At 71.7% G+C, this 24,852-nt stretch carries 23 protein-coding genes and 1 tRNA gene; 15 read left to right on the top strand and 9 right to left on the bottom strand.

From position 1 onward, the window contains the following. Window positions 1-57 precede the first annotated feature (57 nt). Window positions 58-468: a GNAT family N-acetyltransferase gene (locus LJ657_RS00370; RefSeq protein WP_232646055.1), complete on the top strand. Its 411-nt coding sequence runs from the start codon at window positions 58-60 to the stop codon at window positions 466-468. Here LJ657_RS00370 and LJ657_RS00365 read toward each other — a convergent pair. Together LJ657_RS00365 and LJ657_RS00360 are read right to left on the bottom strand one after the other, a co-directional pair. After that, complete coding sequence (locus LJ657_RS00365; RefSeq protein ID WP_232646054.1) at window positions 457-1,248, bottom strand: serine/threonine protein kinase; 792 nt, start codon at window positions 1,246-1,248, stop codon at window positions 457-459. The two genes, LJ657_RS00370 and LJ657_RS00365, sit on opposite strands and share 12 nt — an antisense overlap. Before the next feature lie 472 nt (window positions 1,249-1,720). After that, window positions 1,721-2,761 carry a LacI family DNA-binding transcriptional regulator gene (locus LJ657_RS00360; protein ID WP_232646053.1) on the bottom strand — a complete coding sequence of 347 codons (1,041 nt, stop codon included), beginning with the start codon at window positions 2,759-2,761 and terminating at the stop codon, window positions 1,721-1,723. A gap of 390 nt (window positions 2,762-3,151) precedes the next feature. On the opposite strand from LJ657_RS00360, the gene LJ657_RS00355 reads away from it, so the two are divergent. From LJ657_RS00355 to LJ657_RS00340, 4 genes are all read left to right on the top strand, one after another. Continuing rightward, on the top strand, window positions 3,152-4,477 hold the full coding sequence (locus tag LJ657_RS00355; RefSeq protein WP_232646052.1) for an ABC transporter substrate-binding protein: 1,326 nt from the start codon (window positions 3,152-3,154) through the stop codon (window positions 4,475-4,477). Then, window positions 4,474-5,502: a carbohydrate ABC transporter permease gene (locus tag LJ657_RS00350; RefSeq protein WP_232646051.1), complete on the top strand. Its 1,029-nt coding sequence runs from the start codon at window positions 4,474-4,476 to the stop codon at window positions 5,500-5,502. The genes LJ657_RS00355 and LJ657_RS00350 overlap by 4 nt, the downstream gene beginning before the upstream one ends. Then, entirely contained in the window at window positions 5,499-6,392 is an 894-nt protein-coding gene (locus LJ657_RS00345; protein WP_232646050.1) for a carbohydrate ABC transporter permease, read from the top strand. The genes LJ657_RS00350 and LJ657_RS00345 overlap by 4 nt, the downstream gene beginning before the upstream one ends. A gap of 169 nt (window positions 6,393-6,561) precedes the next feature. Continuing rightward, window positions 6,562-8,001, top strand: coding sequence for a GH1 family beta-glucosidase (locus LJ657_RS00340; RefSeq protein WP_232646049.1), 1,440 nt, complete (start codon window positions 6,562-6,564; stop codon window positions 7,999-8,001). Between the two features lie 294 nt (window positions 8,002-8,295). Here LJ657_RS00340 and LJ657_RS00335 read toward each other — a convergent pair whose 3' ends face one another. From LJ657_RS00335 to LJ657_RS00325, 3 genes are all read right to left on the bottom strand, one after another. Beyond that, on the bottom strand, window positions 8,296-9,738 hold the full coding sequence (locus LJ657_RS00335) for a cellulose binding domain-containing protein (protein WP_232646048.1): 1,443 nt from the start codon (window positions 9,736-9,738) through the stop codon (window positions 8,296-8,298). 108 nt (window positions 9,739-9,846) lie between these two features. Beyond that, window positions 9,847-11,250: a sensor histidine kinase gene (locus LJ657_RS00330; protein WP_232646047.1), complete on the bottom strand. Its 1,404-nt coding sequence runs from the start codon at window positions 11,248-11,250 to the stop codon at window positions 9,847-9,849. Then, window positions 11,247-11,966: a response regulator transcription factor gene (locus tag LJ657_RS00325; RefSeq protein WP_232646046.1), complete on the bottom strand. Its 720-nt coding sequence runs from the start codon at window positions 11,964-11,966 to the stop codon at window positions 11,247-11,249. Before LJ657_RS00325 ends, LJ657_RS00330 begins: the two co-directional genes overlap by 4 nt. A 111-nt stretch (window positions 11,967-12,077) precedes the next feature. On the opposite strand from LJ657_RS00325, the gene LJ657_RS00320 reads away from it, so the two are divergent. Then, complete coding sequence (locus LJ657_RS00320; protein ID WP_232646045.1) at window positions 12,078-12,587, top strand: hypothetical protein; 510 nt, start codon at window positions 12,078-12,080, stop codon at window positions 12,585-12,587. Between the two features lie 26 nt (window positions 12,588-12,613). Here LJ657_RS00320 and LJ657_RS00315 read toward each other — a convergent pair whose 3' ends face one another. Together LJ657_RS00315 and LJ657_RS00310 are read right to left on the bottom strand one after the other, a co-directional pair. After that, complete coding sequence (locus LJ657_RS00315) at window positions 12,614-13,483, bottom strand: spermidine synthase (RefSeq protein WP_232646044.1); 870 nt, start codon at window positions 13,481-13,483, stop codon at window positions 12,614-12,616. A gap of 60 nt (window positions 13,484-13,543) precedes the next feature. Beyond that, window positions 13,544-13,996, bottom strand: a complete 453-nt coding sequence (locus tag LJ657_RS00310) for a hypothetical protein (protein WP_232646043.1) — start codon at window positions 13,994-13,996, stop codon at window positions 13,544-13,546. A gap of 273 nt (window positions 13,997-14,269) precedes the next feature. On the opposite strand from LJ657_RS00310, the gene LJ657_RS00305 reads away from it, so the two are divergent. Beyond that, on the top strand, window positions 14,270-15,736 hold the full coding sequence (locus LJ657_RS00305; RefSeq protein WP_232646042.1) for an NsdA family TPR-like regulatory protein: 1,467 nt from the start codon (window positions 14,270-14,272) through the stop codon (window positions 15,734-15,736). Between the two features lie 158 nt (window positions 15,737-15,894). Here LJ657_RS00305 and LJ657_RS00300 read toward each other — a convergent pair whose 3' ends face one another. Then, window positions 15,895-16,494: a histidine phosphatase family protein gene (locus tag LJ657_RS00300; RefSeq protein WP_232646041.1), complete on the bottom strand. Its 600-nt coding sequence runs from the start codon at window positions 16,492-16,494 to the stop codon at window positions 15,895-15,897. 194 nt (window positions 16,495-16,688) lie between these two features. Here LJ657_RS00300 and LJ657_RS00295 point away from each other — a divergent pair, with 194 nt between their 5' ends. The 8 genes from LJ657_RS00295 (at window position 16,689) to LJ657_RS00260 (ending at window position 23,233) form a co-directional block, all read left to right on the top strand. Then, window positions 16,689-17,636 (top strand): phosphatase PAP2 family protein, encoded by a 948-nt coding sequence (locus LJ657_RS00295; protein ID WP_232646040.1) that lies wholly within the window; start codon window positions 16,689-16,691, stop codon window positions 17,634-17,636. Beyond that, the gene (locus tag LJ657_RS00290; protein ID WP_232646039.1) at window positions 17,587-18,747 is read left to right on the top strand and encodes a PD-(D/E)XK nuclease family protein; all 1,161 of its coding nucleotides are present in this window, start codon (window positions 17,587-17,589) and stop codon (window positions 18,745-18,747) included. The genes LJ657_RS00295 and LJ657_RS00290 overlap by 50 nt, the downstream gene beginning before the upstream one ends. Before the next feature lie 91 nt (window positions 18,748-18,838). Beyond that, window positions 18,839-20,428: a hypothetical protein gene (locus tag LJ657_RS00285; protein ID WP_232646038.1), complete on the top strand. Its 1,590-nt coding sequence runs from the start codon at window positions 18,839-18,841 to the stop codon at window positions 20,426-20,428. Then, window positions 20,425-21,762, top strand: coding sequence for an AAA domain-containing protein (locus LJ657_RS00280; protein WP_232646037.1), 1,338 nt, complete (start codon window positions 20,425-20,427; stop codon window positions 21,760-21,762). Before LJ657_RS00285 ends, LJ657_RS00280 begins: the two co-directional genes overlap by 4 nt. Further along, window positions 21,759-21,932, top strand: coding sequence for a hypothetical protein (locus LJ657_RS00275; protein ID WP_232646036.1), 174 nt, complete (start codon window positions 21,759-21,761; stop codon window positions 21,930-21,932). The genes LJ657_RS00280 and LJ657_RS00275 overlap by 4 nt, the downstream gene beginning before the upstream one ends. Window positions 21,933-22,079: 147 nt before the next feature. Then, window positions 22,080-22,445, top strand: coding sequence for a DUF8844 domain-containing protein (locus LJ657_RS00270; RefSeq protein WP_030943902.1), 366 nt, complete (start codon window positions 22,080-22,082; stop codon window positions 22,443-22,445). A gap of 130 nt (window positions 22,446-22,575) precedes the next feature. Further along, on the top strand, window positions 22,576-23,169 hold the full coding sequence (locus tag LJ657_RS00265) for a bifunctional DNA primase/polymerase (RefSeq protein WP_232646035.1): 594 nt from the start codon (window positions 22,576-22,578) through the stop codon (window positions 23,167-23,169). After that, window positions 23,160-23,233, top strand: a tRNA-Lys gene (locus tag LJ657_RS00260). The genes LJ657_RS00265 and LJ657_RS00260 overlap by 10 nt, the downstream gene beginning before the upstream one ends. Before the next feature lie 246 nt (window positions 23,234-23,479). Here the strand turns inward: LJ657_RS00260 and LJ657_RS00255 are convergent. Beyond that, window positions 23,480-24,760, bottom strand: coding sequence for a M6 family metalloprotease domain-containing protein (locus tag LJ657_RS00255; RefSeq protein WP_232646034.1), 1,281 nt, complete (start codon window positions 24,758-24,760; stop codon window positions 23,480-23,482). Window positions 24,761-24,852: the final 92 nt, after the last annotated feature.

Genomic DNA, 24,852 nt, shown 5'->3' with positions numbered 1-24,852 from the left:
ATCAGCCGGTGACCCTGAGAAGGGTCACCGGCTGATTCGTTTCCCGGGAGGCGCCCCGTGTACGCCGCCGGTATCAGCACCCCGAGGCTCGACCTCCTCCCCCTCCGCGTCTCGCACGCCGCCGAGATGACCGAAGTCCTCTCCGACCCGGCTTTGCACACGTTCATCGGCGGTAGCCCCTTGTCCCCCGCGGCCCTGCGCGTCCGCTACGAGCGGCTCGTGGCCGGCTGCCCCGACACCTCCGCCTCCTGGTGCAACCGGGTGCTGCGGGAGAGGGCGGAGTCGCGGCTGGTGGGGACCGTCCAGGCCACCGCCACCGGGGAGGTCGCCGAGATCGCCTGGGTCGTGGGCACCCCCTGGCAGGGGCGTGGCCTCGCCTCCGCGGCGGTGGCCCGCGCGGCCGGGCTCATCCCGACGGACGAGGAGCAGGACGGCGAGCGCCGGTGGCGGCTCCCGCTACCCCGCTGACGTCGCCGCCCGCCACGCCGCCGCCAACTCCCGTACGCCCGCGAACCGTTCGCCCGGATCCGCCCGCGTCCCCCGCTCCACCACCGCCAGCTGTGCCGCCGTACCCCGCCAGGCGAGCTCGTCGTCACCGGCGTCCAGGAGGAGGCGGACCGTGCGGGCGAGGACATGGACGGTGGTGCGGATGTCGATGACCGAACCCCGTCTCCACTCCTCCGGGGCCATGAAGCGGCGGGAGCCGGGGAGGCGGGCCGCCGTCAGGACGAAGGGGCCAGGGCGGTATTCGTCGAGGTCGATGAGGTGGAGATCGTCGGCGTCGAAGTCGTGGAGGAGGGCGCCGTCGTAGAGGTCGACCGCGACGTGGCCGGCCGCCTCCACGGCCAGGTGGGCGTCGAGGACGCGGTCCAGCGCACGGAGGACGCGGGGGATCGGGAGGGCGCGGAAGCGGGAGCGGGCGGTGGGGCCGTACAGGGGCTCTCCCCCGTGCCAGGGCATCACCGTCGCGGTACGACTGCTGCCTCGTACACCGATGCGGTGGAGCTGGGGGACGATCACCGGGTGGCGTACCGCCCGGTGAAAGGCCCAGGCCCGGTCCAGGGACCGCTGCGCCCGGTCCGTCACCCCCTCCTTGACGAACCAGCGGTCGCCGTCCGGGAGAAGGACCCCGTACGACACACAGCCCGAGTCCTGGTCCCGGAAGGCACGGAACACCTCGCCCACGGCGTGGAGATACGGCTCGACGGCGGGAACCTCGCGGGCGTCCAGCAGGGGGTGGGGAGTCATGGGTGTCAGCATGCGTTCCCGGGCGGATGGAGGCCGTTGTTTTCGAGCACCGGGAGCCCGACGCGGGGGCGCACCTGGAGGCCGCCGTGGTGGCGTCCCGGGCAGCGATGGTGCCGGACCGTGCCCGCGGGACGCGATCCGGCAGGCACCGCGGGGTCGTGTGCTGCCGTCACGGCTCGCCGGCCCACTTCGCTGTGAGGCGCGGAGCATGGGCGGCCCTCCGCAGGCCCTGTGGCTGCCGGCCACTTCGCGGTGGAGGCGCGCGGCCTCTACGGGCTCCGCCGCCGCCATGGCTGCCGGCCGCCTCCACCGTGAAGACGCGCAACCCCCAACGGCCCCTGCCCACCCCTGCGACCGCCGACCGCTTCACCGCAGAAACACGCAACCTCGACCGGCCCCTGCCCGCCCCGCGGCTGCGGTCGGCGCAGCCTTCGTCCTGCCGGCCGGGGACGCCGTACGGCCCCCTCGGTGATCAGGAAGACGTACGCGTCACCAGTTCCGTCGCCAGGACCACCTGGCGGCGTTCGAGGTCGCGGGAGACGGCCGGGCGGCGGTCGGCGATCTCGCCGAGGAGGAGGTCGATCATGCGGCGGCCCATCTCCTCTATGGGCTGGCGGACGCTGGTGAGGGGCGGGTCCATGTGGCGGGCGATGGCCGAGTCGTCGTAGCCGACGAGCGCCACGTCGTCGGGGATGCGGCGGCCCTCCTCGCGCAGGACCTGGCGGGCGCCGGCCGCCATCACGTCGGAGCCCGCGAAGACCGCGTCCAGGTCCGGGCGGCGGCCGAGCAGTTTCGTCATGGCCCGACGGCCGCCCTCCTCGGTGAAGTCGCCCGGTTCGATGAGGAGTTCGTCGGCCTCCTGGCCCGCGTCGCGCAGCGCGTCGCGGTAGCCGTCGACGCGACGCTGGGCGCCGTAGACGTCGAGGCGGCCGGTGATGTGGGCTATCTTGCGACGGCCCCGGGAGAGCAGGTGCTCCACCGCCGAGCGGCCGCCGCCGTAGTTGTCCGAGTCCACCGAGGTCAGGGTCTCCGCCGCGGACCGGGGGCCGCTGATCACGGCGGGGATCTCCAGCTGGGCGAGCAGGTCGGGGAGCGGGTCGTCCGCGTGCACCGAGACCAGCAGCACGCCGTCCACGCGGTGGGCGGCGAGGTACTGCGCGAGGCGGCGGCGCTCGCGGTCGCCGCCCGCGAAGATCAGCAGGAGCTGCATCTCCGTGTCGGACAGCTCGGCACCGACACCCTTCAGCATGTCCGAGAAGTACGGCTCCGCGAAGAACCGGGTCTCCGGCTCCGGAACGACCAGGGCGATCGCGTCGGTGCGGTTGGCCGCGAGGGCGCGAGCGGCCGTGTTGGGGACGTAGCCGAGTTCGGCCACCGCCGCCTCGACCGCCGCGCGGGTCGCGTCGCTGACCCGGGGCGAGCCGTTGATCACGCGGGAGACCGTGCCGCGGCCCACGCCCGCCCGCGCGGCGACCTCTTCGAGGGTGGGCCGACCACCGCTCCGGCTCCGCATTTGGCTCCGCCTCCCTCCGCTGAACCCTTGTTGGCCTGGAATGTAACAGCCCCGCCGGACCAGTGAACGTCGCTGGGGCCTCCGCCCCGGACACCCGTTCGGCCTGAACGGCCTCGTCCTCGAAACACCGGACGGGCTGAAATACCCGACAGGCACCGGACTCATTCCGTCCAGTTAACGTCCCGATAACTGAACACATCTCGCCACGCCGACTCCCTTGACACCCCCGCCCGAACCGGCGAACCTTCAACACATCACTTGTGGGAGCGCTCCCACAGTACCTGACACATACACATCCCGCACGTTCCCCGCCCGAGCCGCAGCGTGTAGAACGGGCCCAACAATGCAGTTGGCCGGGGGGTCGGCACGTCAGGCAACAGGAGGACGCACATGGGCACGAGTACCCGACGGTCCCGTCGGCTGATGGCTCTCACGGCCGTCGCCGCGCTGGCCACGGGGCTGTTGGCCGGCTGCTCCAGCGACTCGGACAACAGCTCGTCGAACGACGGCGGAGGCAACGCCAAGGGCAAGACCACGCTGACCGTCGGCACCTTCGGTGTGTTCGGCTACAAGCAGGCCGGCCTCTACGACGAGTACATGAAGCTGCACCCGGACATCAGCATCAAGGAGAACGTCACCACCCGTACCGACGTCTACTGGCCGAAGGTCCTCACCCGGCTGCAGGCGGGCTCCGGCACCGACGACATCCAGGCGATCGAGGTCGGCAACATCACCGAGGCCGTGCAGACGCAGGGCAGCAAGTTCGTCGACCTCGGCAAGGAGGTCGACAAATCCCAGTGGCTGGACTGGAAGAACGCCCAGGCCACCACCAAGGACGGCAAGCTGATCGGCCTCGGCACGGACGTCGGCCCGATGGCGATCTGTTACCGCAAGGACCTGTTCAAGAAGGCCGGTCTGGAGACGGACCGCACCAAGCTCGCCGCACAGTGGAAGGGCGACTGGGCCAAGTACGTGGACGTGGGCAAGGAGTACATGAAGAAGGCGCCCAAGGGCACCAAGTTCGTGGACTCGGCCTCCTCCGTCTACAACGCGGCCCTCGGCGGCGCGAGCGAGCGTTACTACGACAAGAGCAGCGGCCAGGTCGTCTGGGACAAGTCCGACGGCGTGAAGAAGGCCTGGGACGTCGCGATGTCGGTGGCGACCAGCAACATGTCGGCGAAGCTGAAGCAGTTCGACAAGCCGTGGGACCAGGGCTACGCCAACGGCACCTTCGCCACGGTGGCCTGCCCGGCCTGGATGATCGGCTACATCGAGCAGAAGTCCGGTGACTCCGGCAAGGGCAACTGGGACGTCGCGGCGGCCCCGACCGCGTCCAACTGGGGCGGCTCCTTCCTCGGCGTGCCGACGGCGGGCAAGCACCAGAAGGAGGCCATCGCCCTGGCCAAGTGGCTGACCGCGCCCGAGCAGCAGGCGAAGGTCTTCGCCAAGCAGGCCAGCTTCCCGTCGACCCCGTCGGCGTACTCGACCCTGAAGCCGGCCGCGGACACCACGGCCTACTTCTCGAACGCGCCGATCACCCAGATCTTCGCCGACTCCGCGAAGACCATCCCGAGCCAGTACTTCGGGATCAAGGACCAGCCGATCAACACCGCCATCACCGACGTGGGCATCCTCCAGGTCGAGCAGAAGGGCAAGACCCCCTCGCAGGGCTGGGACGCGGCCAAGAACGAGATCAAGGACGTGCTCGGCCAGTGAGCAGCTCCAAGCAGGCACTCGCGCATCCCGCGTCGAGCGCCGAGGCCGCGCCCGGCACCCCGCCGGGCGCGGCCCGGGGCGCTCAAGGTCGCGGTACGCCACCCCCGGCCGCCGACTCCTGGCGCAGCCGGCTGTACCGCTGGGACATGAAGGCGTCCCCGTACGCGTTCATCGCCCCCTTCTTCATCATCTTCGGCGCGTTCTCGCTGATCCCGCTGCTGTACACGGCCTGGTACTCGCTGCACAACGTGCAGCTGTCCTCGCTGGACACCCAGACCTGGGCGGGCCTGGACAACTACAAGAACCTGCTCAGCTCGGACTTCTTCTGGAACGCCCTGAAGAACACCTTCACCATCGGTGTGATCTCGACCGTGCCGCAGCTGCTGGCGGCGCTCGGCCTCGCGCACCTGCTGAACTACAAGCTGCGCGGCTCGACGATCTGGCGGGTCGTGATGCTCACCCCGTACGCCACCTCTGTGGCGGCGGCGACCCTCGTCTTCACGCTGCTGTACTCGTGGGACGGCGGCATGATCAACTGGTTCCTGCACTTCGTGGGGATCGGCCCGGTCAACTGGCGTGAGTCCGACTGGGGTTCGCAGTTCGCGGTGTCGTCGATCGTGATCTGGCGGTGGACCGGTTACAACGCGCTGATCTACCTGGCGGCGATGCAGGCGATCCCGATCGACCTGTACGAGTCGGCGGCGCTCGACGGCGCCAACCGCTGGCAGCAGTTCCGGCACGTGACGATCCCGCAGCTCAGGCCCACCATCCTGTTCACGGTGGTGGTCTCCACGATCGGCGCGACCCAGCTCTTCGGTGAGCCCCTGCTGTTCGGCGGGGTCAGCGGCTCCAAGGGCGGCTCCGAGCACCAGTACCAGACGCTCGGCCTGTACATGTACGACCAGGGCTGGATCATCGGCAACCTCGGCAAGGCGTCCGCGATCGCCTGGTCGATGTTCCTGATCCTGCTGATCGTCGCCGTGATCAACATGCTGTTCACCCGACGCCTGAGGAAATCCCTATGACCACCAGTGAACTGGCCTTGCCTCAGGCGCGGCCGAAGAAGGACCGTTCCCGTCGGGTGATGGGCGCGGGCAAACAGCTGCACGCGGGCCCGGTGACGTACCTCGTACTGAGCGTCTTCGCACTGCTCTCGCTGGCCCCCCTGGTGTGGACGGCGGTCGCGGCCTCCCGCACCGACCGCCGGCTGGCCCAGACTCCGCCGCCGCTGTGGTTCGGCGGGAACCTGTTCAAGAACCTGCAGGCCGCCTGGGACCAGGCCGGCATGGGCACCGCGATGTTCAACAGCACGGTCGTGGCGGGCACCATCACCGTCGCCACGGTGCTGTTCTCCACGCTCGCCGGGTTCGCCTTCGCCAAGCTGCGGTTCAGGTTCTCCAGCGTCCTGCTGCTGCTGACCATCGGCACGATGATGATCCCGCCGCAGCTGGCCGTCGTACCGCTGTACCTGTGGATGAGCCACCTGGGCTGGTCGAACCAGCTGCAGACGGTCATCCTGCCGACGCTGGTGACGGCCTTCGGCACGTTCTTCATGCGGCAGTACCTGGTGCAGGCGCTGCCCACCGAGCTGATCGAGGCGGCCCGGGTGGACGGCGCGAGCAGCCTGAGAGTCGTCTGGCACGTGGTCTTCCCCGCGGCGCGCCCCGCGATGGCCGTGCTCGGCCTGCTGACGTTCGTGTTCGCCTGGAACGACTTCCTGTGGCCGATCATCGCCCTCAACCAGCAGAACCCGACCGTGCAGGTCGCCCTCAACTCGCTCGGCACCGGTTACGTCCCCGACCAGGCGGTGATCATGGCGGGTGCGCTGCTGGGCACGCTGCCGCTGCTGATCGCGTTCATCCTGTTCGGCAAGCAGATCGTGGGCGGCATCATGCAGGGCGCGATCAAGGGCTGACGGCTCGTCATTCCGGTTTCGTCGTCCATCGTCGTACGCGCCCTCGGGGCCGGGTCAGCGCCGCCTCGGCCCCTCTCCTCTCCTTCTCCTCTTTCTGTCCTCCCGCTGTCCTCCCCCACCCCTCCCCTCCAACTCTTCGGTCTGAACGACCACTTATGGGAGCGCTTCCATGCCTGAGTCCGCACAGCCGGCGACCCCGGTGACCTTTCCCCCCGCCTTCCTCTGGGGTGCCGCGACCTCCGCGTACCAGATCGAGGGGGCGGTGCGGGAGGACGGCCGTACGCCCTCGATCTGGGACACCTTCAGTCATACGCCGGGCAAGACCGCCGGCGGCGATCACGGTGACATCGCTGTCGACCACTACCACCGGTACCGCGAAGACGTCGCGCTCATGGCCGAGCTGGGCCTGTCGGCGTACCGCTTCTCGATCTCCTGGTCGCGGGTGCAGCCGACGGGACGGGGTCCGGCCGTGCAGGTGGGCCTGGACTTCTACCGGCGGCTGGTCGACGAGCTGCTCGAGCACGGCATCAAGCCGGCCGTCACCCTCTACCACTGGGATCTGCCGCAGGAGCTGGAGGACGCGGGCGGCTGGCCGGAGCGGGACACAGCGCTCAGGTTCGCCGAGTACGCGCAGATCGTGGGCGAGGCGCTGGGCGACCGGGTGGAGCAGTGGATCACGCTCAACGAGCCGTGGTGCAGCGCCTTTCTGGGCTACGGATCCGGGGTGCACGCACCGGGCCGGACGGACCCGGAGGCCTCGCTGAGGGCCGCCCACCACCTGAACCTGGCGCACGGGCTGGGCACTTCGGCCCTGCGGTCGGTGATGCCGGCCCGCAACTCGGTCGCGCTCAGCCTCAACTCCGCGGTGGTCAGGCCGCTTTCGCCGCGGGACCCGGCGGATCTGGCCGTGGTGCGGAAGATCGACGACCTGGCCAACGGCGTCTTCCACGGCCCGATCCTGCACGGGGCGTACCCGGAGTCGCTGCTCGCGGCGACCGAGCTGATCACCGACTGGTCGTACGTCCTCGACGGCGACCTGCGTGCGATCAACCAGCCGCTGGACGCGCTCGGCCTCAACTACTACACGCCCGCGCTGGTCTCGGCGACCGACGCGGACGCGAGCGGCCCGCGCGCCGACGGCCACGGCGCCAGCTCCCACTCCCCCTGGCCGGGCGCGGACGACGCCGCCTTCCACCAGACCCCGGGCGAGCGCACCGAGATGGGCTGGACGATCGACCCGACGGGCCTGCACGAGCTGATCATGCGGTACTCGCGGGAGGCACCCGGACTGCCGTTGTACATCACGGAGAACGGCGCGGCCTACGACGACAAGCCCGACCCCGACGGCCGCGTCCACGACCCCGAGCGCATCGCCTACCTGCAGAAACACCTCGCGGCGGTACGGCGGGCGATCACGGACGGCGCGGACGTGCGCGGCTACTACCTGTGGTCCCTGATGGACAACTTCGAATGGGCGTACGGCTACGAGAAGCGTTTCGGGGCGGTGTATGTCGACTACGCCACCCTTACTCGTACGCCGAAGTCGAGTGCGCTCTGGTACGGGGAGGCGGCTCGGACGGGCTCCCTGCCGCCGCTGCCGACCGACTGACCGACGGGTGCGGCGTCTCGATCGCCGTGCCCGTTGAGCCTCACGTGTGCGGAAACGACGTCCCAGATGCGCGTCCGCGTCGCTTCGGGCGACCGCCCGGGGCCTCGAAGCCACCGAGCACGGCCTGCGCGACGCAGGGCGCGGGCGACACCGTGTCCCCCATGGTGTCGAGTTCACCTGATGTCCCTGCAGTGCCGTCTCGGCCACGGCTGCAAGCAGTCCAGCCCAAGCATGCGCGCCCCTGCCGGGTGGGGGGAGGTCCGGCCGGGGCGCGTCGCCCCCGTTGCGTGGTGGTCAGTTGAAGGCGGCGAACGCCTTCGAGAAGGCGGACTTGTCCTGGGTGATCGAGCTGCAGGTGGCGTCGGCGGTGGGCTTGGTGCCGCCGTCGCACTGCTTGTCGCGGGTGGCCGACCACATCGAGAGGCCGCCGAGGCCCTTGGAGCCGGCGAAGTTCACCAGCTGCGTGGCGTCGTCGACCTTGAAGATCTCGGACGAGACGTCGTTGACGCCGATCATCGGGGTGACGGCGACCGTCTTCCAGGCCGCGGTGTCGGAGAGGCCGAGCACGCTCTTGACCTGCGCCTGTGTGGCGGTGGCCGCCTGCTCGGCGTAGGTGCCCATGTCGCCGCTGTAGGAGGCGCCGTAGTCCATCGCCATGATGTTGACGGTGTTGATCTTCGCGCCGTTGGACTTGGCGTTGGAGAGGAGGTTCACGCCGTCCTGGGTGAGGCCCTCGGGCATGACCGGGAGAGTGAAGGAGACGTCCAGGTCGGGGTGGGCCGCCTGGAGCTTGGCTATCGCCTTCGCGCGGTTGGTGTTCGCCGTGGTGTTGGGCAGCGCGCCGCCCTCGACGTCGAAGTCGACCTTGGTCAGCTTGAACTGGTCCACGACCTTGCCGTACGCCGTGGCCAGCGCGTCCGCCGAGGAGCACGTCGTCGCCAGTTCGGAACCGGAGGCGCCGCCGAAGGAGACGCGGACGTCGCCGCCCTTGGCGCGCAGTGCGCCGATCTGGGATGCGACCCCGTCGCTGCCCAGGTCGGTCACCCCGCCCCACTTGGGTGTGCAGCCGCCGCCGTCCGTGACGAAGGCGAGGTTGTAGTTCTTCACGCCGGTCGCGTCGGCGCTCGCGAGGAGGTCGAAGGCGGGGTAGAGCGAGGTGTCGACGTAGGGGGCGAAGCCGGCGCTCGCCTTGGTTCCGGTGCCGGGGCTCTGGGACGGGGTGGGGGTGGCCGTGGGGGTCGGCGTCCTGGTGGGAGTGGGCGTCGGTGTCGCGGACTGCGTCGGGCGGCCGCTCGGCTCGGGCGTCGGGCCGTCGTCCGCGGAGCACTGGGCGCCGTCGACGAGACAACTGCTCGGGTTGCCGGTGCCGTTGACGACGAAGCCGACGGTGACGGACTTGCCGGGTGCGAGGCCGTCGGTGTCCCACTTGGCCGGGGTCACGGTGACGTGCTGCCCGCTCACACCGGACTCGGCGTTCCAGAGCGAGCTCAGCTTGGCGCCGGACGGCAGGTCGAACTCCAGCTTCCAGGTCTTCTCCGGCTGGCCGGTGTTGTTCGTGACGACGTACTGCGCGGTGTAACCCGTCGTCCAGTCACTGGTCTTCGTGTACGCGGCGGCCACGCCGGCCGCCTGTGCGGTACCGGTGAGCAGGAGTGCGCCGCCACCGATCACAGCCGCGGCGACAGCTCCGCCGATCGCCTTGTTCCTGCCACTGATCCTGCGCCGGTGCGTGCTCATGCGCGTGCCTGCCTTCATGGTTCGGGGGTCGGGTGCGGCAGCACGCTAGCGAGCCGGAATCGGGCAAAGTTCCTGATCCGGACGGGGGTTGGGGATCTTAGGGTGCGCTTAAGGAAGGGATCGGGGACGGTTAAAGGTAGAGACCAATTTCTTCTGTCTGCGTCGCCTGACGGAGCGGTGGCCCCGCCCGGGTATCCGCTCCCGCCCGTCCAGCTGGATCCAGATCCGCACCTCGGTCCCGCCAAGGACCGAGGCCCCGATCCGCACGTCACCGCCGGTCGCCTCGGCGAGGCGGCGCACGATGTCCAGGCCGAGCCCGGTGGACCCGTCACTGCCGGAGCCCCGCCCGCGCGCCATGGCGGCCTCGGGGTCCAGGATCCCGGGGCCGGCGTCGGAGACCAGCACGATCACCGCGTCCTCGCCGTTGTGCAGGTCGACCGCGAAGGCCGTGCCCTCGGCGGTGTGCCGGAACACGTTGCCGAGCAGGGCGTCCAGCGCGGCCGCGAGGTCCGCCCGGGCCACCGGTATCCGCACCGGCCGGTCGGCACCGGCCATCCGCCACTTGCGGCCCTCGTCCTCGGCGAGCGCCGACCAGAACGCCATCCGCTCACGGACCACCTCGGCCGCGTCGCATCCGGCGCCGGGACCTGCCGCCGCGGTCTGCGGCTTGGCGTCCCGGGCCGTGCGGATGATGGTGTCGACCTCCCGCTCCAGCTGGGCGACGGCGGCCCGGGTCTGCTCGGCGGCCGGCCCGTCGCCGAGCGAGGCCGCGTTGAGGCGGAGCACGGTCAGCGGGGTGCGCAGCCGGTGGGACAGGTCCGCCGCCAACTCCCGCTCGTTGGCAAGGAGTTGTACGACCTGGTCGGCCATGGAGTTGAACGCGACCGCCGCCAGCCGCAGTTCGGTCGGCCCCTCCTCCGGCACCCGCGCCCCCAGCTTCCCATCCCCCAGCTCGTGCGCGCCCTCGACCAGCTTCTGCGCGGGCTGCACCATCCGTACGCCCAGCCGGTCGGCGACCGCGACGGACCCGACGATCAGGGCTGTACCGACCCCCGCGAGCACCGCCCACGCCGTGCCCACACCGTTACTGACCTCGGACTCGGGGACGTACACCTCGACTACGGCTATCGCGCCGGAGCTCAGCGCGACCGGCTGGAGCAGCGTGGAGCCGCCGGAGACCGCGGTGGTGGAGGCGCGGCCCAGCTTGCGCACGGTCGCGATGTCCCCGCCGGCGGCGCGCTGCCGGCCGATGTCGACGGCGGACTGCCCGGCGGCCGCGGGTATGTGCACGGCCATCCCGGAGTCCGAGCCCGCGGAGGCGACGACCCGCTCCAGCTGGTCGCGCTCGGTGGTGATGGACAGCGCCGGGGCGACCGCGGCGGCCTGGCGCTCGGCGTTGGAGAACGCGCGGTCCCGGGCCATCTCCTTGATGACGAGCCCGAGCGGCACCGCGAAGGCGACCACGACCATCGCGGTGACCGCCAGACAGACCTTGACCAGTGCCCATCTCATCGCGGCGGCCCCGATCCCTCGGACTCCGTGGCGGGCGGCTCCAGCTTCACGCCGACGCCCCGCAGGGTGTGCAGATAGCGCGGCTGCGCCGCCGTCTCGCCCAACTTCCGCCGCAGCCAGGACAGATGGACGTCGATGGTCTGGTCGTCGCCGTAGGACTGCTGCCACACCTCGGCGAGGAGTTCCTTGCGGGGGACGACGACGCCCGGCCGGGCGGCCAGGAAGGCGAGCAGGTCGAACTCACGGCGGGTGAGGTCGAGGCGGACACCGTCCAGTTCGGCCTGGCGGCGCAGCGGGTCGACGGTGAGGCCGCCGACACGCAGGACGGTGGACGGCGGGGCGTCCGAGGGTGCGGACCGGGACCGTCGTAGCACCGCGGCCATCCGCGCGGACAGGTGCTCGACGGAGAAGGGCTTGGTCAGATAGTCGTCGGCGCCCGCGTTGAGCAGCCGGACGATCTCGGTCTCGTCGTCCCTTGCGGTGGCGATGATCACAGGCACGTCGGTGATGCCGCGCAGCATCTTCAGGGCCTCGGAGCCGTCCAGGTCGGGCAGTCCCAGGTCCAGAATCACCACGTCGAAACGGAAATGGGCGACCTCGCGCAGCGCCTCCAGCGCCGTCCCGACACTGCGCACGGTGTGCGCGGCATCGGTCAGGTGCCGGATCAGCGCCGAGCGTACGAACTGGTCGTCCTCGACCACGAGCACACTTGCCATGCGCGGCACCGTACGCCATGCGCAAGAGCCGCATCGGAGCCTGTGGACAACTCCGCACTTGTGGACAACGGACGGGACATCCGTGGGACGGGTGAGGCAGTATGGCCCGCGATGCGCAGAGGACTCGTACACGTACTTGCTTGGTCGCTCGCCACGGGCGCGGCGGTCACGCTGTCGTGGTGGGGTGTCCACACGGTGATGGCGGGCACGGCGTACGACCCGCCGCGCGCCCTGCCGATCACGGCGGCGGACGCGACCACACAGGAGTCGAAACCGCTGGCGTCGTCGACGAGACGGCCGTCGGCGTCACCGTCGAAGAGCGCGTCACGCGAGCCCTCCCCGACACCCACGACGTCGACCGCACCGCCACCGAGCCCCACCCCGACCCCCACGGCATCCGGCCAGGTCAAGGCCTACGACACCGACGGCGGGCGGGTGGTCTTCGACCTCGGCAGGACCGCGGCGACGCTCGTCATGGCGACCCCGGACACCGGCTGGTCGATGCAGACGTGGAAGACGGAGACCTGGATCCGGGTGGAGTTCACCTCGGGCACGAACAAGGTCTCGGTGATCTGCACCTGGCACGACGGACCGCCGCATGTGGAGATCGGGAACTATTAGCCGGGGACTACCGGTACGCCGGCTGGTCAGCGGAACACCGAGGGCGGCGGCGCCGGTGAGGCGATCGCCGCCTCGTCCGTCACCGGAGTCGCGCCGCCGGTGAAGTCGAGGAGCGCGCGGCCGTGTTCGACCCGGCCGGGGTGCGGGTCGGAGGCGGCCCGGCGGGTCAGTTCGGCGATCGGCAGCGGGGCGTCGGAGGCGACGAGGACCGCGTTGCCGAAGCGCTTGCCGCGCAGCACGGTCGGGTCGGCGACCAGGGCGAGTTCGGGAAAACGGGCGGCGGCGGTGGCGATCTGGCCGCGGAGATGGGCGAGCGGCGGCCCGTCGGCGACGTTGGCGGCGTAGCAACCGCTCGGCTTCAGGACCCGGCGGACGTCGTCGAGGAACTCGGTCGAGGTGAGGTGGGCCGGAGTGCGGGCCCCGCTGAACACATCGGCGATGACGAGGTCGGCCCAGCAGTCGAGCACCTTGGCGAGCCCTTCGCGGGCGTCGACGGAACGCACCCTGACCCGGGCGTTCGGATCCAACGGCAGCTCGCGGCGGACCAGTTGGACGAGCGCGGCGTCCCGCTCGACGGCCTGCTGGGTGGAGCGGGGGCGGGTGGCGGCGACATAGCGGGCGAGGGTGAGGGCTCCGCCGCCGAGGTGCACGGCGTGCACGGGCTTCCCGGCCGGCGCGACGAGGTCGATGACGTGGCCGAGCCGGCGCTGGTACTCGAAGGAGAGGTAGGAGGGGTCGTCGAGATCCACGTGCGACTGCGGCGCCCCGTCGATCAGCAGCGTCCAGGCCCGCGCCCGGTCCCGGTCGGGCATGAGCTCGGCGAGCCCGCCGTCGACGGCCTCGACGACCGCTTCGGCGCCGCCGCCGCCGCGCCGGGGGTTCCTGGACTTTCCCATTTCCCCATTATCGGCAGCCCGGGGCGGCCCCGCCCGCGCAGGGTGACGCAAGCGACCAGGTCAGCGGCAGTTGTCCGCGGCCTCGATGATCCGTGCCGCTTCTCCCAGGGCGGCGCGCAGCACCGCCGGGTCGGTCGCGAGGTCGGCCTCGCCGGGCGGGAGCAGCCAGTCCGAGCCCTCCACGGGCGGCTCGGGGTTCAGGCTCAGGCCGCGGCCGTTGGTCTCCGTACAGGTGCTGCCCGGGACATCCCAGGCGGCGGCCGTGCCGGGCGGCACCACGAAGCCCAGGGTGTTGCAGTCGTCGTCGTGCAGGACGGGGCCGACCGCGTCGCCCGCACCGCGCCGCAGGATGTCGACGGCCTCCAGCCCCTGCCGCGTGGGCACGGTGACGAGGTCGCACGCACCGTCGGGGAGGGGCGGCCCGCCGCACCCCGGGGCCTGGGCGTGCGCCACGGTCGCGGGCGGCGTACGAGGAACGACTCTCTGGCTGGTCTCCATCCCGGCCTCCACCACGGAACCCCTCCTTGAACGAAGCGGGTCGGGAGTCGGGCGGCTCCCGGTCCGCAGAGTTCAACGCGGCGCCGCGTCAACGGCTACGGCGGAAGTCAGCCACAAAGGATGGCAGTTCATGGCAGATCCCGTATGAGATATCCGGTTTGTAGCCAAACACAGCGTGAGCGGTCCGGCACAGCAGGTACGTTCTTCCCCGCCAGGAGACAGGGCTCTACACGGACAACCCACCCTGAATCCGGCATGGTTCGACGGTTCGCACGAGAGGACCCGGCCATGACGTCGTCAGAGCTGACCTCGTCCCAGCCCACGCCCCCCAGGCCACCGCGGCCGAACCTCGTCTTCCGGCAGTTGCGCGGACAGCGCTCGCCGGCCGAGTTCGCCGCCGTGGTGCGTCGGGCCGCGCGCGAGATCGGGGAGCGGGTCAGCTGCGACGCGCGCTACGTCGGCCGGGTCGAGGCGGGTGAGATCCGCTGCCCCAACTACGCATACGAACGGGTGTTCCTGCATATGTTCCCCGGCCGCACCCTCACCGACCTGGGCTTCGCGCCCCGCTCGTCCGTACGCGGACGCCGGGCGCACCCCACCGGTGAGACACAGGGGGCGTACGAGCCGTATGAAACGCAGGACGGCCCGGACCCGCAAGTCCCTTACGGCCCGCGAGTCCCTTACGACCCGCATGGGCATCACGAGAGCCATGCGCTTCACGAGAACTACGAGGAGAGCGACGTGCTGCGTCGCGCATTCATGACCGGCGGTGGCGCCACGGTGGCCGCCGCCTCGCTGGGCCCGATCGGGCTCGCCCTCGACGCCGCGGCAGCGGGGCGTCCCGTCCGCCGCCCCGGCGCGAACGACGCGTACGCGCTGGAAGAGGCCGTACGCAGAATCCGGCTGCTCGACGACCGGCACGGCGCGGACGGGCTCTACCGGCGCGCGTCGGCCCCGTTGCGCGCCGCCTATGCGCTGCTGGACGCCGGCGCGACCCGGCAGACGACCGCCGACCGTCTCCACTCGGGCGCCGGTGAACTCGCCATCTCCGTGGGCTGGCTGGCGCACGACTCGGGGCGGTTCGACGATGCCCGTTCGCACTACGCGGAGGCACTCGCGACCGCCCGGATGACCGGCGACGACGCCCTGGAGGCGCACGGCTTCTGCAACACGGCGTTCCTCGCGCGCGACGCCGGCCGCCCACGCGAGGCGGTCCGGGCCGCGCAGGCGGCGCAACGCGTCGCGCGCCCCCTGGGCTCCGCCCGCCTGATGTCGCTGCTCGCGCTGCGCGAGGCGGGCGGCTGGGCGGGACTCGCCGACCGCACCGCCTGCGAGCAGGCGCTCGTCCGCGCGCAGACCCTCTTCGAGCGAGGCCCCTCGGACGCCGACCCCGAGTGGATGAGCTTCTACGGGGAGGCCGAACTGGAGGGCCTGGAGGCGCAGTGCTGGTCGACGCTGGGCGACTGGCCACGCGCCGCCCGCCACGCCCGCCGCGCGGCCCAGCTCCAGAACCCGCACTTCACCCGCAACATCGCCCTGTACACCGCGGAACTGGCGGACGACCTGGCAAGAGGCGGCCGCCCGGACGAGGCGGCAGCAGCCGGCATGCGAGTACTGGACCTCCTGGACCAGGTCCAGTCCTCCCGAGTCCAGACGATGCTGGCAGGAACGGCCAGGGTCCTCCTCCCCCACCGCAGGGCATCGGGCGTATCGGGCTTCCTGGAACGCCACGCCAGCCAGCCCCGAACGCCGTGACCGCAGCGGGGGGCACGCGCGCGTAGCCGACAGGCAGTCGTGCCGACGCAGCTGCGGGCAATCGTGCCGCTGGGGCGGCACCCGTCCCAGAGAGAGCGGCACCCGGCAAGCGCCGGCCGGCGACACCCCCGCCCGCCGGCGACACCGCCGGGCACAGCTCACTCCCCGGTCAAGTGCCCCAGATCGTTCCAGCTCTCAATTGCAGGCTCGCCATAAGCCCACCCCAACACCGACAGCGAGGTCGGATTCAGCCGGATCCGAGCGGCGAACTCCAGCGGCAGCCCCAACCACCGAGCCCCGATCGCCCGCAAAATGTGCCCGTGGGCGAAAACCAACACATCCCGGTCCTCACCCCGCGCCCACGCCACAACCTCATCGGCCCGACCCACCACGTCGGCAAGCGCCTCACCCTCCGGAACCCCGTCCCGCCAGATCAGCCACCCCGGCCGCACACCCTGAATCTCCTCGGGCGTCATGCCCTCGTACGCCCCGTAGTCCCACTCCATCAGCGTGTCCCACACGCCCGCCCGCTCCCCGAACCCGGCAAGTTCGCACGTCTCACGCGCGCGTGCCAGCGGACTGGTGCGGACGGCAACCCCGGGAAGCCCTTCGAACGGCGCCCGCTGCAGCCGCTCGCCGAGCAGCTTGGCGCCGCGTCGGCCCTCCTCCAGGAGCGGCACGTCGGTCCTGCCGGTGTGCTTGCCGGACAACGACCACTCGGTCTGTCCGTGCCGGGCCAGCAGAATGCGCGGTGCCATGAGCTGAGAGGCCTTCCAGGAGAAGTCGCAGGCGGAACCACTCCATCATCGCGCACGCCTGCTGCGGGCAACCCGGTGGGCGATCTCTGCGTCTATGAGGGCCGGGGGCGCCCGAGAGGGGCGCGCACATACGCCGTAAAGTGGCACGACCGCACCGCCGGGCGCCGGGCGAGAACGAAGGGGGAGGCGATCGGATGCCGAAGACCGAGACGACACCGGGCATCGAGGCAGCAACCCCGCGGACCCGCCTGCGCTGGTGGACCGAGCTGCCGCTGATCCTGCTCGTGTACGCCTGCTACTCGGCCGGCCGCCTTCTCGCGCGCGGTGACACCTCCAGCGCCGTCGACCACGGTGTGGCGATCCTGCACATCGAGAAGTTCCTGCACATCAACGCCGAGCACCCGCTCAACCGGCTCTTCACGCACGAGGCGTGGCTCGGCGTCCCGGCCGACTTCTGGTACGCGTCGCTGCACTACCTGGTCACGCCGGCGATCCTGGTCTGGCTGTTCCGATCGCGCGCGGCGCACTACCGCGCGGCCCGCACCTGGCTGATGACGTCCACCTTCTTCGGCCTGATCGGCTTCACCCTGCTGCCGACCTGCCCGCCGCGGCTGCTGTCCGCGGGCCATGGCTTCGTGGACACCATGGCCCAGTACAGCTCGTACGGCTGGTGGGGCAGCGAGGCCAGCGCCCCGCGCGGTCTCGGGGGGATGACGAACCAGTACGCGGCCATGCCGAGCCTGCATGTGGGCTGGGCGCTGTGGTGCGGGGTCATGCTGTGGCGGTACGGCCGGACGCCTGCGACGAAGGTCGCCGCCGTGGCCTACCCGCTGGGGACCACGATGGTGGTCCTGGGGACCGCGAACCACTACTTCCTGGATGCGGTCGCGGGTGCGGCCGTGATGGGCGTCGGGCTGCTCCTGACGCCGTACGTCATGCGGGGCGCGGACTCGGTCAGGCAGCGGCTGTCCTCCGGCGCGGGTGGCTCTCAGGTCGCAGGTTCCTCAATTGTCAGTGCCGGATGCCAGACTTCCGCGGGTGAGCGAATTCCACGGCAGCTCGAGTCCCGGATCGGATCCGGAGCCGAGCCGGGTGCCTCTCCCACGGACGCGGGGGAAGGCGCTCCGGCAGCGGCTCGCTGAGCTGCGCGGTCCCGACCTGCCGGCCAAGGCGCTGGACGCGCGCGCCCTGGCCGCCCTCGCCGCCAACCCCGGTTGCAAACGGCGCGCGATCCTGGACGGCGCCGGGGTGAACAAGGCCGCGGTGGCGAGCGCGCTGGGTTCCCCGTCGGCCTTCGGGCAGTCGCAGTTCGCGTTCACCCGGGGCAACGCGTTCGAGGCGAAGGTCAAGGCGGACGGCGGCGCGGAGCTGCTGCGGCTGGTGCACGAGAAGCTGGACCGGCGCGCGGAACCGCCCGCCGACGCGCAGGTGCCGGACCTTGCCGCGACCGGCCCCGAGGGCCGCGCGGCCCGTACGGCGCTGGCGCTGCGCGAGGCCACCGCGGCCGCCGGAACCTGGACACTCCTCGACCACCCGATGCTCGCGCTCGACGTCGCGGGCTCCCCCGCGTTCCTGGAGCCGGACGCCGTGGTGGTGCATCCCGACGGCAGCTGGACGGTCGTGGAGATCAAGTCCTTCCCGATGCTGGACGGTTCCGCGGACCCGGCGAAGGTGGGCGCGGCGGCACGCCAGGCGGCCGTCTACGTGCTCGCCCTCGAAGAGGTCGCGGCCCGCCTCGATCCGGCCCCCGCGGTACGGCACCGGATCCTCCTCGTCTGTCCGAAGGACTTCTCCAACCTGCCCACCGCCTCGGCCGTCGACGTGCGCAAGCAGCGCGCGGTCACCGGCCGCCAGCTGGCGCGTCTCACCCGCATCGAGGACATCGCCGACACGCTCCCCGAGGGCACCTGCTTCTCCCCGGAGCTGCCCTCCGACGAGCTGACCTCGGCCGTCGAGTCGGTCCCGGCGGCGTTCGCGCCCGAGTGCCTGTCCGCCTGCGAGCTGGCCTTCCACTGCCGCGACCGCTCCCGCGCGGCCGGCGCGGTGACGTCCCTGGGCCGCTCGGTCCGTGCCGAACTGGGCGGTCTGACGACGGTCGAGGACGTCCTTTCGGCGGCTCGGGGAGAAGCCGGAGACCCGGAGGATCCAGCGGTGACGGCCCTGCGGAGGGCGGCCCGGCTGCGCGCGGAGGCGCTGCAGAACCGCGGGCCGCTGGCCACGGTGGATGCCACGACGGGGGGTGGCCGGTCTTGACGGCGTTCCCGCCTGCGGCCGCTCCGGCGCCGTCCCACCACGCCCGGGGCCCGCACGACGGGGTCCCGGCCCCCTGTTCGGAGGAGCCTCCGTGTCGCTGATCACGACGCTCGCCCGGCTGGAAGCCTGTCGCACCGGCCGAGCCCAGCCCGCCGCCACCGTCCGGCACCGGCATCTGTCCGAGCGGCCCCTCGTCTTCGTGCCGCTCACCACCGCGGGCGAGGCCGGCGCCCCGCTCGGTGCGCTCGTGGGCACCGACCGGTACGCGCCGCGCCTCCTGGCGGTGCCGCAGCCGCGCGACCGTGACCTCAGGTTCACGTTCCTGGCCGAGCTGGCCGACGTCGTCCTGCCGTATCTCGACGCGTACACGGAGGACGTGGAGGCCGCCGAGCGCAACGAGACCGACCCGGAGACCGGCAAGCGGGTCAAAGTCGAGGTCGAGCTGTGCGCGGACGCCCCGCAGTTGATCGTGCCGAGCCGAGCGGGCGTCGACTTCGTACGGCTGCTGGGCCGCTCCATGCGCTTCAGGCGTACGGCGGAGCAGGACCCGGAGGCGCCGTACCCCGCGCCCCCACGCGTGCCGCTGCTCGGGCGCTGGCTGACGCACTTCGGGGAGCGCGCCCGCGTCCCCGGCTCCTCCCTCCTGCCGGCGATGACGGACCTCCTGGCCCGGCACTGGGCAACCGGACAGTCCACCCTGGAGGACCAGCACCTGGGCGCCCTGCTCGCCTGGATCGACCCGCCGGACGGCTCGACGGGCGCCGAGGCCGCCCTGCACGCCGAGCTCGCCCGCGACCCCGAGGGCCAGCTGATGTGCCCGCCTGCCGGACCGGCCACCGACCCGGCGTTCGACAACAAGCTGCTCGCGCCCGCGATCGAGCGCTACGACCGCGCGCGTACCGCCCTCGCCACCGCCGAGGACGGTCCGGAGGCGGACGACCGGCTCGGTGAACTCACCGCCGCCGAGCGGGAGATCCGCGAGCTGGTGCTGAGCCGCACCCTGCCCACCTGGGAGAAGGTCTGGCAGGGCCTCGACCTGCTGCGGGCGCTGCCCGACGGGGCGCACGTCGAGGAGCGGTGGACACGCGACCGCTGGTCGTTCACCGCCCACCGCGACCGGATCGTCGCGGGCGAACCGCCGCAGCCGCGCCGCGACGACGCGGTCACCGCCGCCAACAAGCTCGCCGCACGCGAGCGCGAACAGGCCCGTCTGGAGGCCCAGGAGGCGCTTGACGATCCGCTGGTGATGGCGGGGCGGCGGCTGTCCGGGGAGGCGTTCGCCGGGGAGGTGACGGATGTGGTGATGGCGTACAGCGAGAGCAAGCGGCCCAGCCCGCGCCCCCTGGTCACCGTGCGGACGGAGGACCGCCCACACCTGGGCGAGCGGGTCAGGGTGTACCGCTCGCTGGGCGGCAAGCCGCAGGCGGCGGAGTTCGTCGGGTGGGAGGCGGAGGATCTGCTCGTGCTGCGCGTGGTCGACAAGATGGGGCGCGGCAAGGAGCCCGAGGCCGGGTCGGTGCCCGAGAAGGGCGACCAACTCTGCTTCACCCTCTTCGAGCACGAGCAGCGGGGCGGCCCGAAGCTGCCCGACCCGCAGGAGACGCCGTGGACCCATGGCGGACCGCCGGGCGAGGCCGCTGCGGAGGCCGCCGATCCCCTGACCTCGGAGGACGTGCTGTGACATCCGCCTTCGACCCCGGCGCCCTGGCCGCGGAGGCCACCGACGCCATCCTGCGCGACACCCTGCACGGCACCCACCGCGGCGTGGTCGTCGACTCGCCGCCCGGCGCCGGAAAGTCCACGCTCGTCGTCCGCGCGGCCCTCGAACTGGCCGACGCGGGGCGCCCGTTGATGATCGTCGCCCAGACGAACGCCCAGGTCGACGACCTCGTGCTGCGCCTCGCGGAGAAGAACCGGGAACTTGCCGTCGGCCGCCTTCACAGCAGCGACACGGACCCCTACGACAAGGCGCTCGACGACCTGCCGAACGTCCGCAAGTCGGCGAAGGCGGGCGATCTGACCGGCCTCTCGGTCGTCATCTCCACGGCCGCGAAGTGGGCTCATGTGAAGGTCGACGAGCCGTGGCGGCACGCCATCGTGGACGAGGCGTACCAGATGCGCTCGGACGCGCTGCTCGCGGTGGCGGGGCTGTTCGAGCGGGCGCTGTTCGTGGGCGATCCGGGTCAGCTCGACCCCTTCTCCATCGTGGGCAGCGAGCAGTGGGCGGGGCTGTCGTACGACCCCTCGGCCTCCGCCGTGACCACCCTTCTGGCCCACAACCCGGAACTGCCGCAGCACCGCCTGCCGGTGTCCTGGCGCCTCCCGGCCTCCGCGGCCCCCCTGGTCTCGGACGCCTTCTACCCGTACACGCCCTTCCGTAGCGGCACGGGCCACGGCGACCGCCGTCTCGCCTTCGCCGTGCCGTCCGACGGCTCCGGCCCCGACCGGGTGATCGACGAGGCGGCCGAGTGGGGCTGGGGCCTGCTGGAGCTGCCCGCCCGGCACACCCCGCGCACCGACCCCGAAGCGGTGCGGGCGGTCGCGACGGTCGTACGGCGGCTGGTGGACCGGGGCGGCGCGGCGACGTCGGAGCGCGCACCCGAGGAGCCCCTGCCCCTGACCCCCGACCGGATCGCCGTGGGCACGGCCCACCGCGACCAGGCGGCGGCCGTCCGGGCGGCACTGGCGGAGCTGGGCGTCACGGACGTCACGGTCGACACGGCGAACCGCCTCCAGGGCCGCGAGTACGACGTCACGGTCATCCTCCATCCCCTCTCCGGCCGCCCCGACGCCACCGCCTTCCACCTGGAAACGGGCCGTCTGTGCGTCCTCACCTCCCGCCACCGCCACGCCTGCATCGTGGTCTGCCGGGCAGGCGTGAGCGAACTCCTGGACGACTATCCCTCCACGGAGCCGGTGCAGCTGGGAACCCTGGTGAAGTTCCCCGACGGCTGGGAGGCGAACCAAGCGGTACTGGCGCGCCTGGCCGAGCACCGGGTGAGCCGGCAGCCGTGACCGAGACCCCGGACACCCAGCAACTCCCCTCGACCCCCGCCCCGCCAACCCGCCGGCCGGAGCCCGGCACGCCGCCGGAGGCGGCCAATGAATACAGCCCCGACGGCTGGGAGGCGAACCAAGCGGTACTGGCGCGCCTGGCCGAGCACCGGGTGAGCCGGCAGCCGTGACCGCGGAGCCGGCGCGGCTCCGGGAACATCGGGTGCCGTTCGGACCTTGAGGGACCCGGGGTTCCCGGCCCACTTGCGTGGCCGCGGGACAATGGACGGTGGCCCGGTCCTGGACGGGTCGATCGCGACGTACGAGGAGGAGAAGACATGGCGGAGCCCACGCCGCGTCGGAACGAACCGCGGCTACGCCCCGCGCCCCTGCTCTTCGAGCCCGCGGAGGCGGCCTCCGACCCGGAGCACTTCTTCGACCTGGAGTCGATCGACGATCCGCGGGCGCTGCTGGCCCGCTCGACGGAGCTGGCGCAGGCATTCCGCGCGGCGGCCGACCGGGCGGTGGAGTTCCAGGCGATGGCGGCCGCGCAACTGGCCGACCCCCGGCGGTTCGACCGGCTGACGCCGGCGGACATCGCGGAACGCGCCGAGTGGACCGAGGACTATGCCAAGAAGATGGTCGAGTACGGACGGGACCTGATGAGCGGGGCCGAGGGACGGGGCTCCGCGGACCCCGTGTGAGCGGTGTGAATACGACCCACTTCGCTTTGGCATATGCCAGGCGGGCAAGATACTCCTCCCCTCTCCCCTCTGTCCCGGTTTCCGGCAACCGTGGGGAGCGGTGCGTTCACAGCCGGTAGATATAGATGCCATGAGCAGCGAACGCACCGACGTGTTCTCCGACCGCTTCGACGTCAGCGGGGTCACCGCGGACGGCGCCGCCTGGCTCGCCTCGGCAGGGACGTATCCGCGCAGCACGCTCGCCCTCTGGAGGGAGCGCGCCGACGCCCCGGTGGTGCTCCCGTGCGGCTCGGCCTTCGACGTCGTCAGCGCGCCGGCGGTCTTCGCGCGCCGGATGGTCGACCGGCTGTGGGACGAGGGCCCGGGTTCCGGTCCGGTGGCGACCTTCCGGGGCCGGATGCTGCTGTTCGCGGCGCCCGGCACGGCCCAGCGGCTGCCCTCACTGCTGCGCTGGGAGGAGTTCGGCCGTACGGGGGCGATCCCGCCGCTGCTGTGCCACGGCAGGGGCGACGCGGTGACCGTCCCGCCCCTGCTCACGACCACCCCGCCGGCCTCCCCCGACTCCCGCTGGCTGGTCGCCCCCGACACTCGCCATCCCTGGCTGCCGGGCCCCGAGATCCTGCTCTGGGCGGCCGTACGGGCCGCCCGTGCGGCGGTGCGCATATCGATTTTTCCTCCCGCCGATCAGGATGCTAAGGTCTACGACGTCAGCAGGCGCCGCTAGCTCAGTTGGTTAGAGCAGCTGACTCTTAATCAGCGGGTCCGGGGTTCGAGTCCCTGGCGGCGCACTGTGACGATGGCGAGGCCTGTTCGCGGAAAGCGCGAACTGTCTCGCCATCGTCGTTTTTGCGCGGCTTCGCCGCGCGTTGTGGGGGCTTCGCCACCCACACCCCCCTTACACCGGTGGCTGTTGTGGCCGCAGGGCGAAGAGGCCAACCCCAGCCGCGGAGGCGTGGCACGGGCTCGCCACCCGCGCCCTTACCCGCCACAGCTCCAAGAAACCGCCCTGGTGCCGTGGCCGCAGGCCGGGGAAGTCAGCCCCCGGCCGTGATCTTCACCGTCCAAGCCCCCGACACCGTCCGCCCCTCCACCCCCACCCTGATCCCCTCCCCTGGCACCGTGAAGGTCTCACCCAGGGAGACGGGAGCGTCGGCGAGAGGGGGGTAGACGGAGTTCTCCCAGCACGCCTCCGTGTGCGGGTGGGCGTCGATCACCTCGATCGGGCCGCCGCCGGACTGGGCGCCGCCCCGCACCCGGTAGACGAGGATCCCCGACCGGCAGGCCGCCGCGTCGTTGCCGATCGGCCCGCGCGCCTCGAAGGCGAGCACACTGTCGTGCCCGGTCCGCACCACCGCGAGCTTCGCGCCGTGCCCGAACCCGAAGGCCGGCGGCCCCGCCGCGCCCCTGACCGGAATCCCCGGCCCGGCACCCAGCGGCTCCAGGGTGAGCCGCGTGACGCCGGCCTCGCGCACGCACACCACCTGCCGGGGGTCCAGCCAGCCCAGCTTCCACTTGTGCCAGCCGAAGAGGTCCGGAGCCAGCCCGAACTGGCTGCCCATCAGATCCCAGTCCCCGACGTACGTGTCCCAGTCGCCCTTGCCGTCGTCCGGCCGGTGGTACAGATCCGGCAGGTCGAAGACGTGTCCGGTCTCATGGGCCAGTACGAGCCGGTCCGGCGGGTGTTTCTCGAAGACGGTGACGACCCGGCGGATGTCCGTGCCGTCGGCCCTGAGCGGGGTGTCCAGGTTGACGACCTTCGTCGCGTCCGAGTCCACGCCGGGCGCGTCCGGATCGGCCACGAAGTAGACGATGTCGTAGCGGGAGAAGTCGACCTGCGGGTCGGCGACGGCGAGTGCGTCGTGCAGATAGGCGGCCCGGTGCTCGGCGCCCCAGTCCCGTTTCATCGCGTACGCCGTGGACGGCTCCGGCATCCGGATCCAGTGCCGCAGCGCGTGCGGATGGAGGGTGAACCTGCCGTAGGAGGCACGTTCGAAGTAGCGACTGGTGGCCGGGAAGTGGTCGGCGGTCAACTGTGCGGGTGTGGTCCGCGGGACGGCGTCCGGGAAGGACAGGAAGATCATGACGGCCTTCAACGCGCGGGTCGGCCGCGGATATGCGGCGTTCCAGGTGTCGAGGCCCTCCGAGTGATGGGCGTCGGTGCGCTGCAGCGCGCACGGCACCGCTGAGAACGGTTCGGCGATCGACGGCCCGGTCACCAGCGAGGTCGCGGCGAGCGCCGACAGGGTGGTGAACACGGCGGCGGTGCTGCGCAGTCGGGAACCCCTGAACTCCTTGAGGGGGGACTGACGCGGCACAGGGACCTCCGGGGGCGGCACTCGGGACACCGCACCCAGCCTGTGTCAGTTTGTCGTATTACGCCCTGTTCGCCTGCCCCAGATGAGTGAGT

Source organism: Streptomyces guryensis (assembly GCF_021261325.1).
GTDB lineage: Bacteria > Actinomycetota > Actinomycetes > Streptomycetales > Streptomycetaceae > Streptomyces > Streptomyces guryensis.
This window is presented reverse-complemented; position numbering and strand designations above follow the sequence as displayed.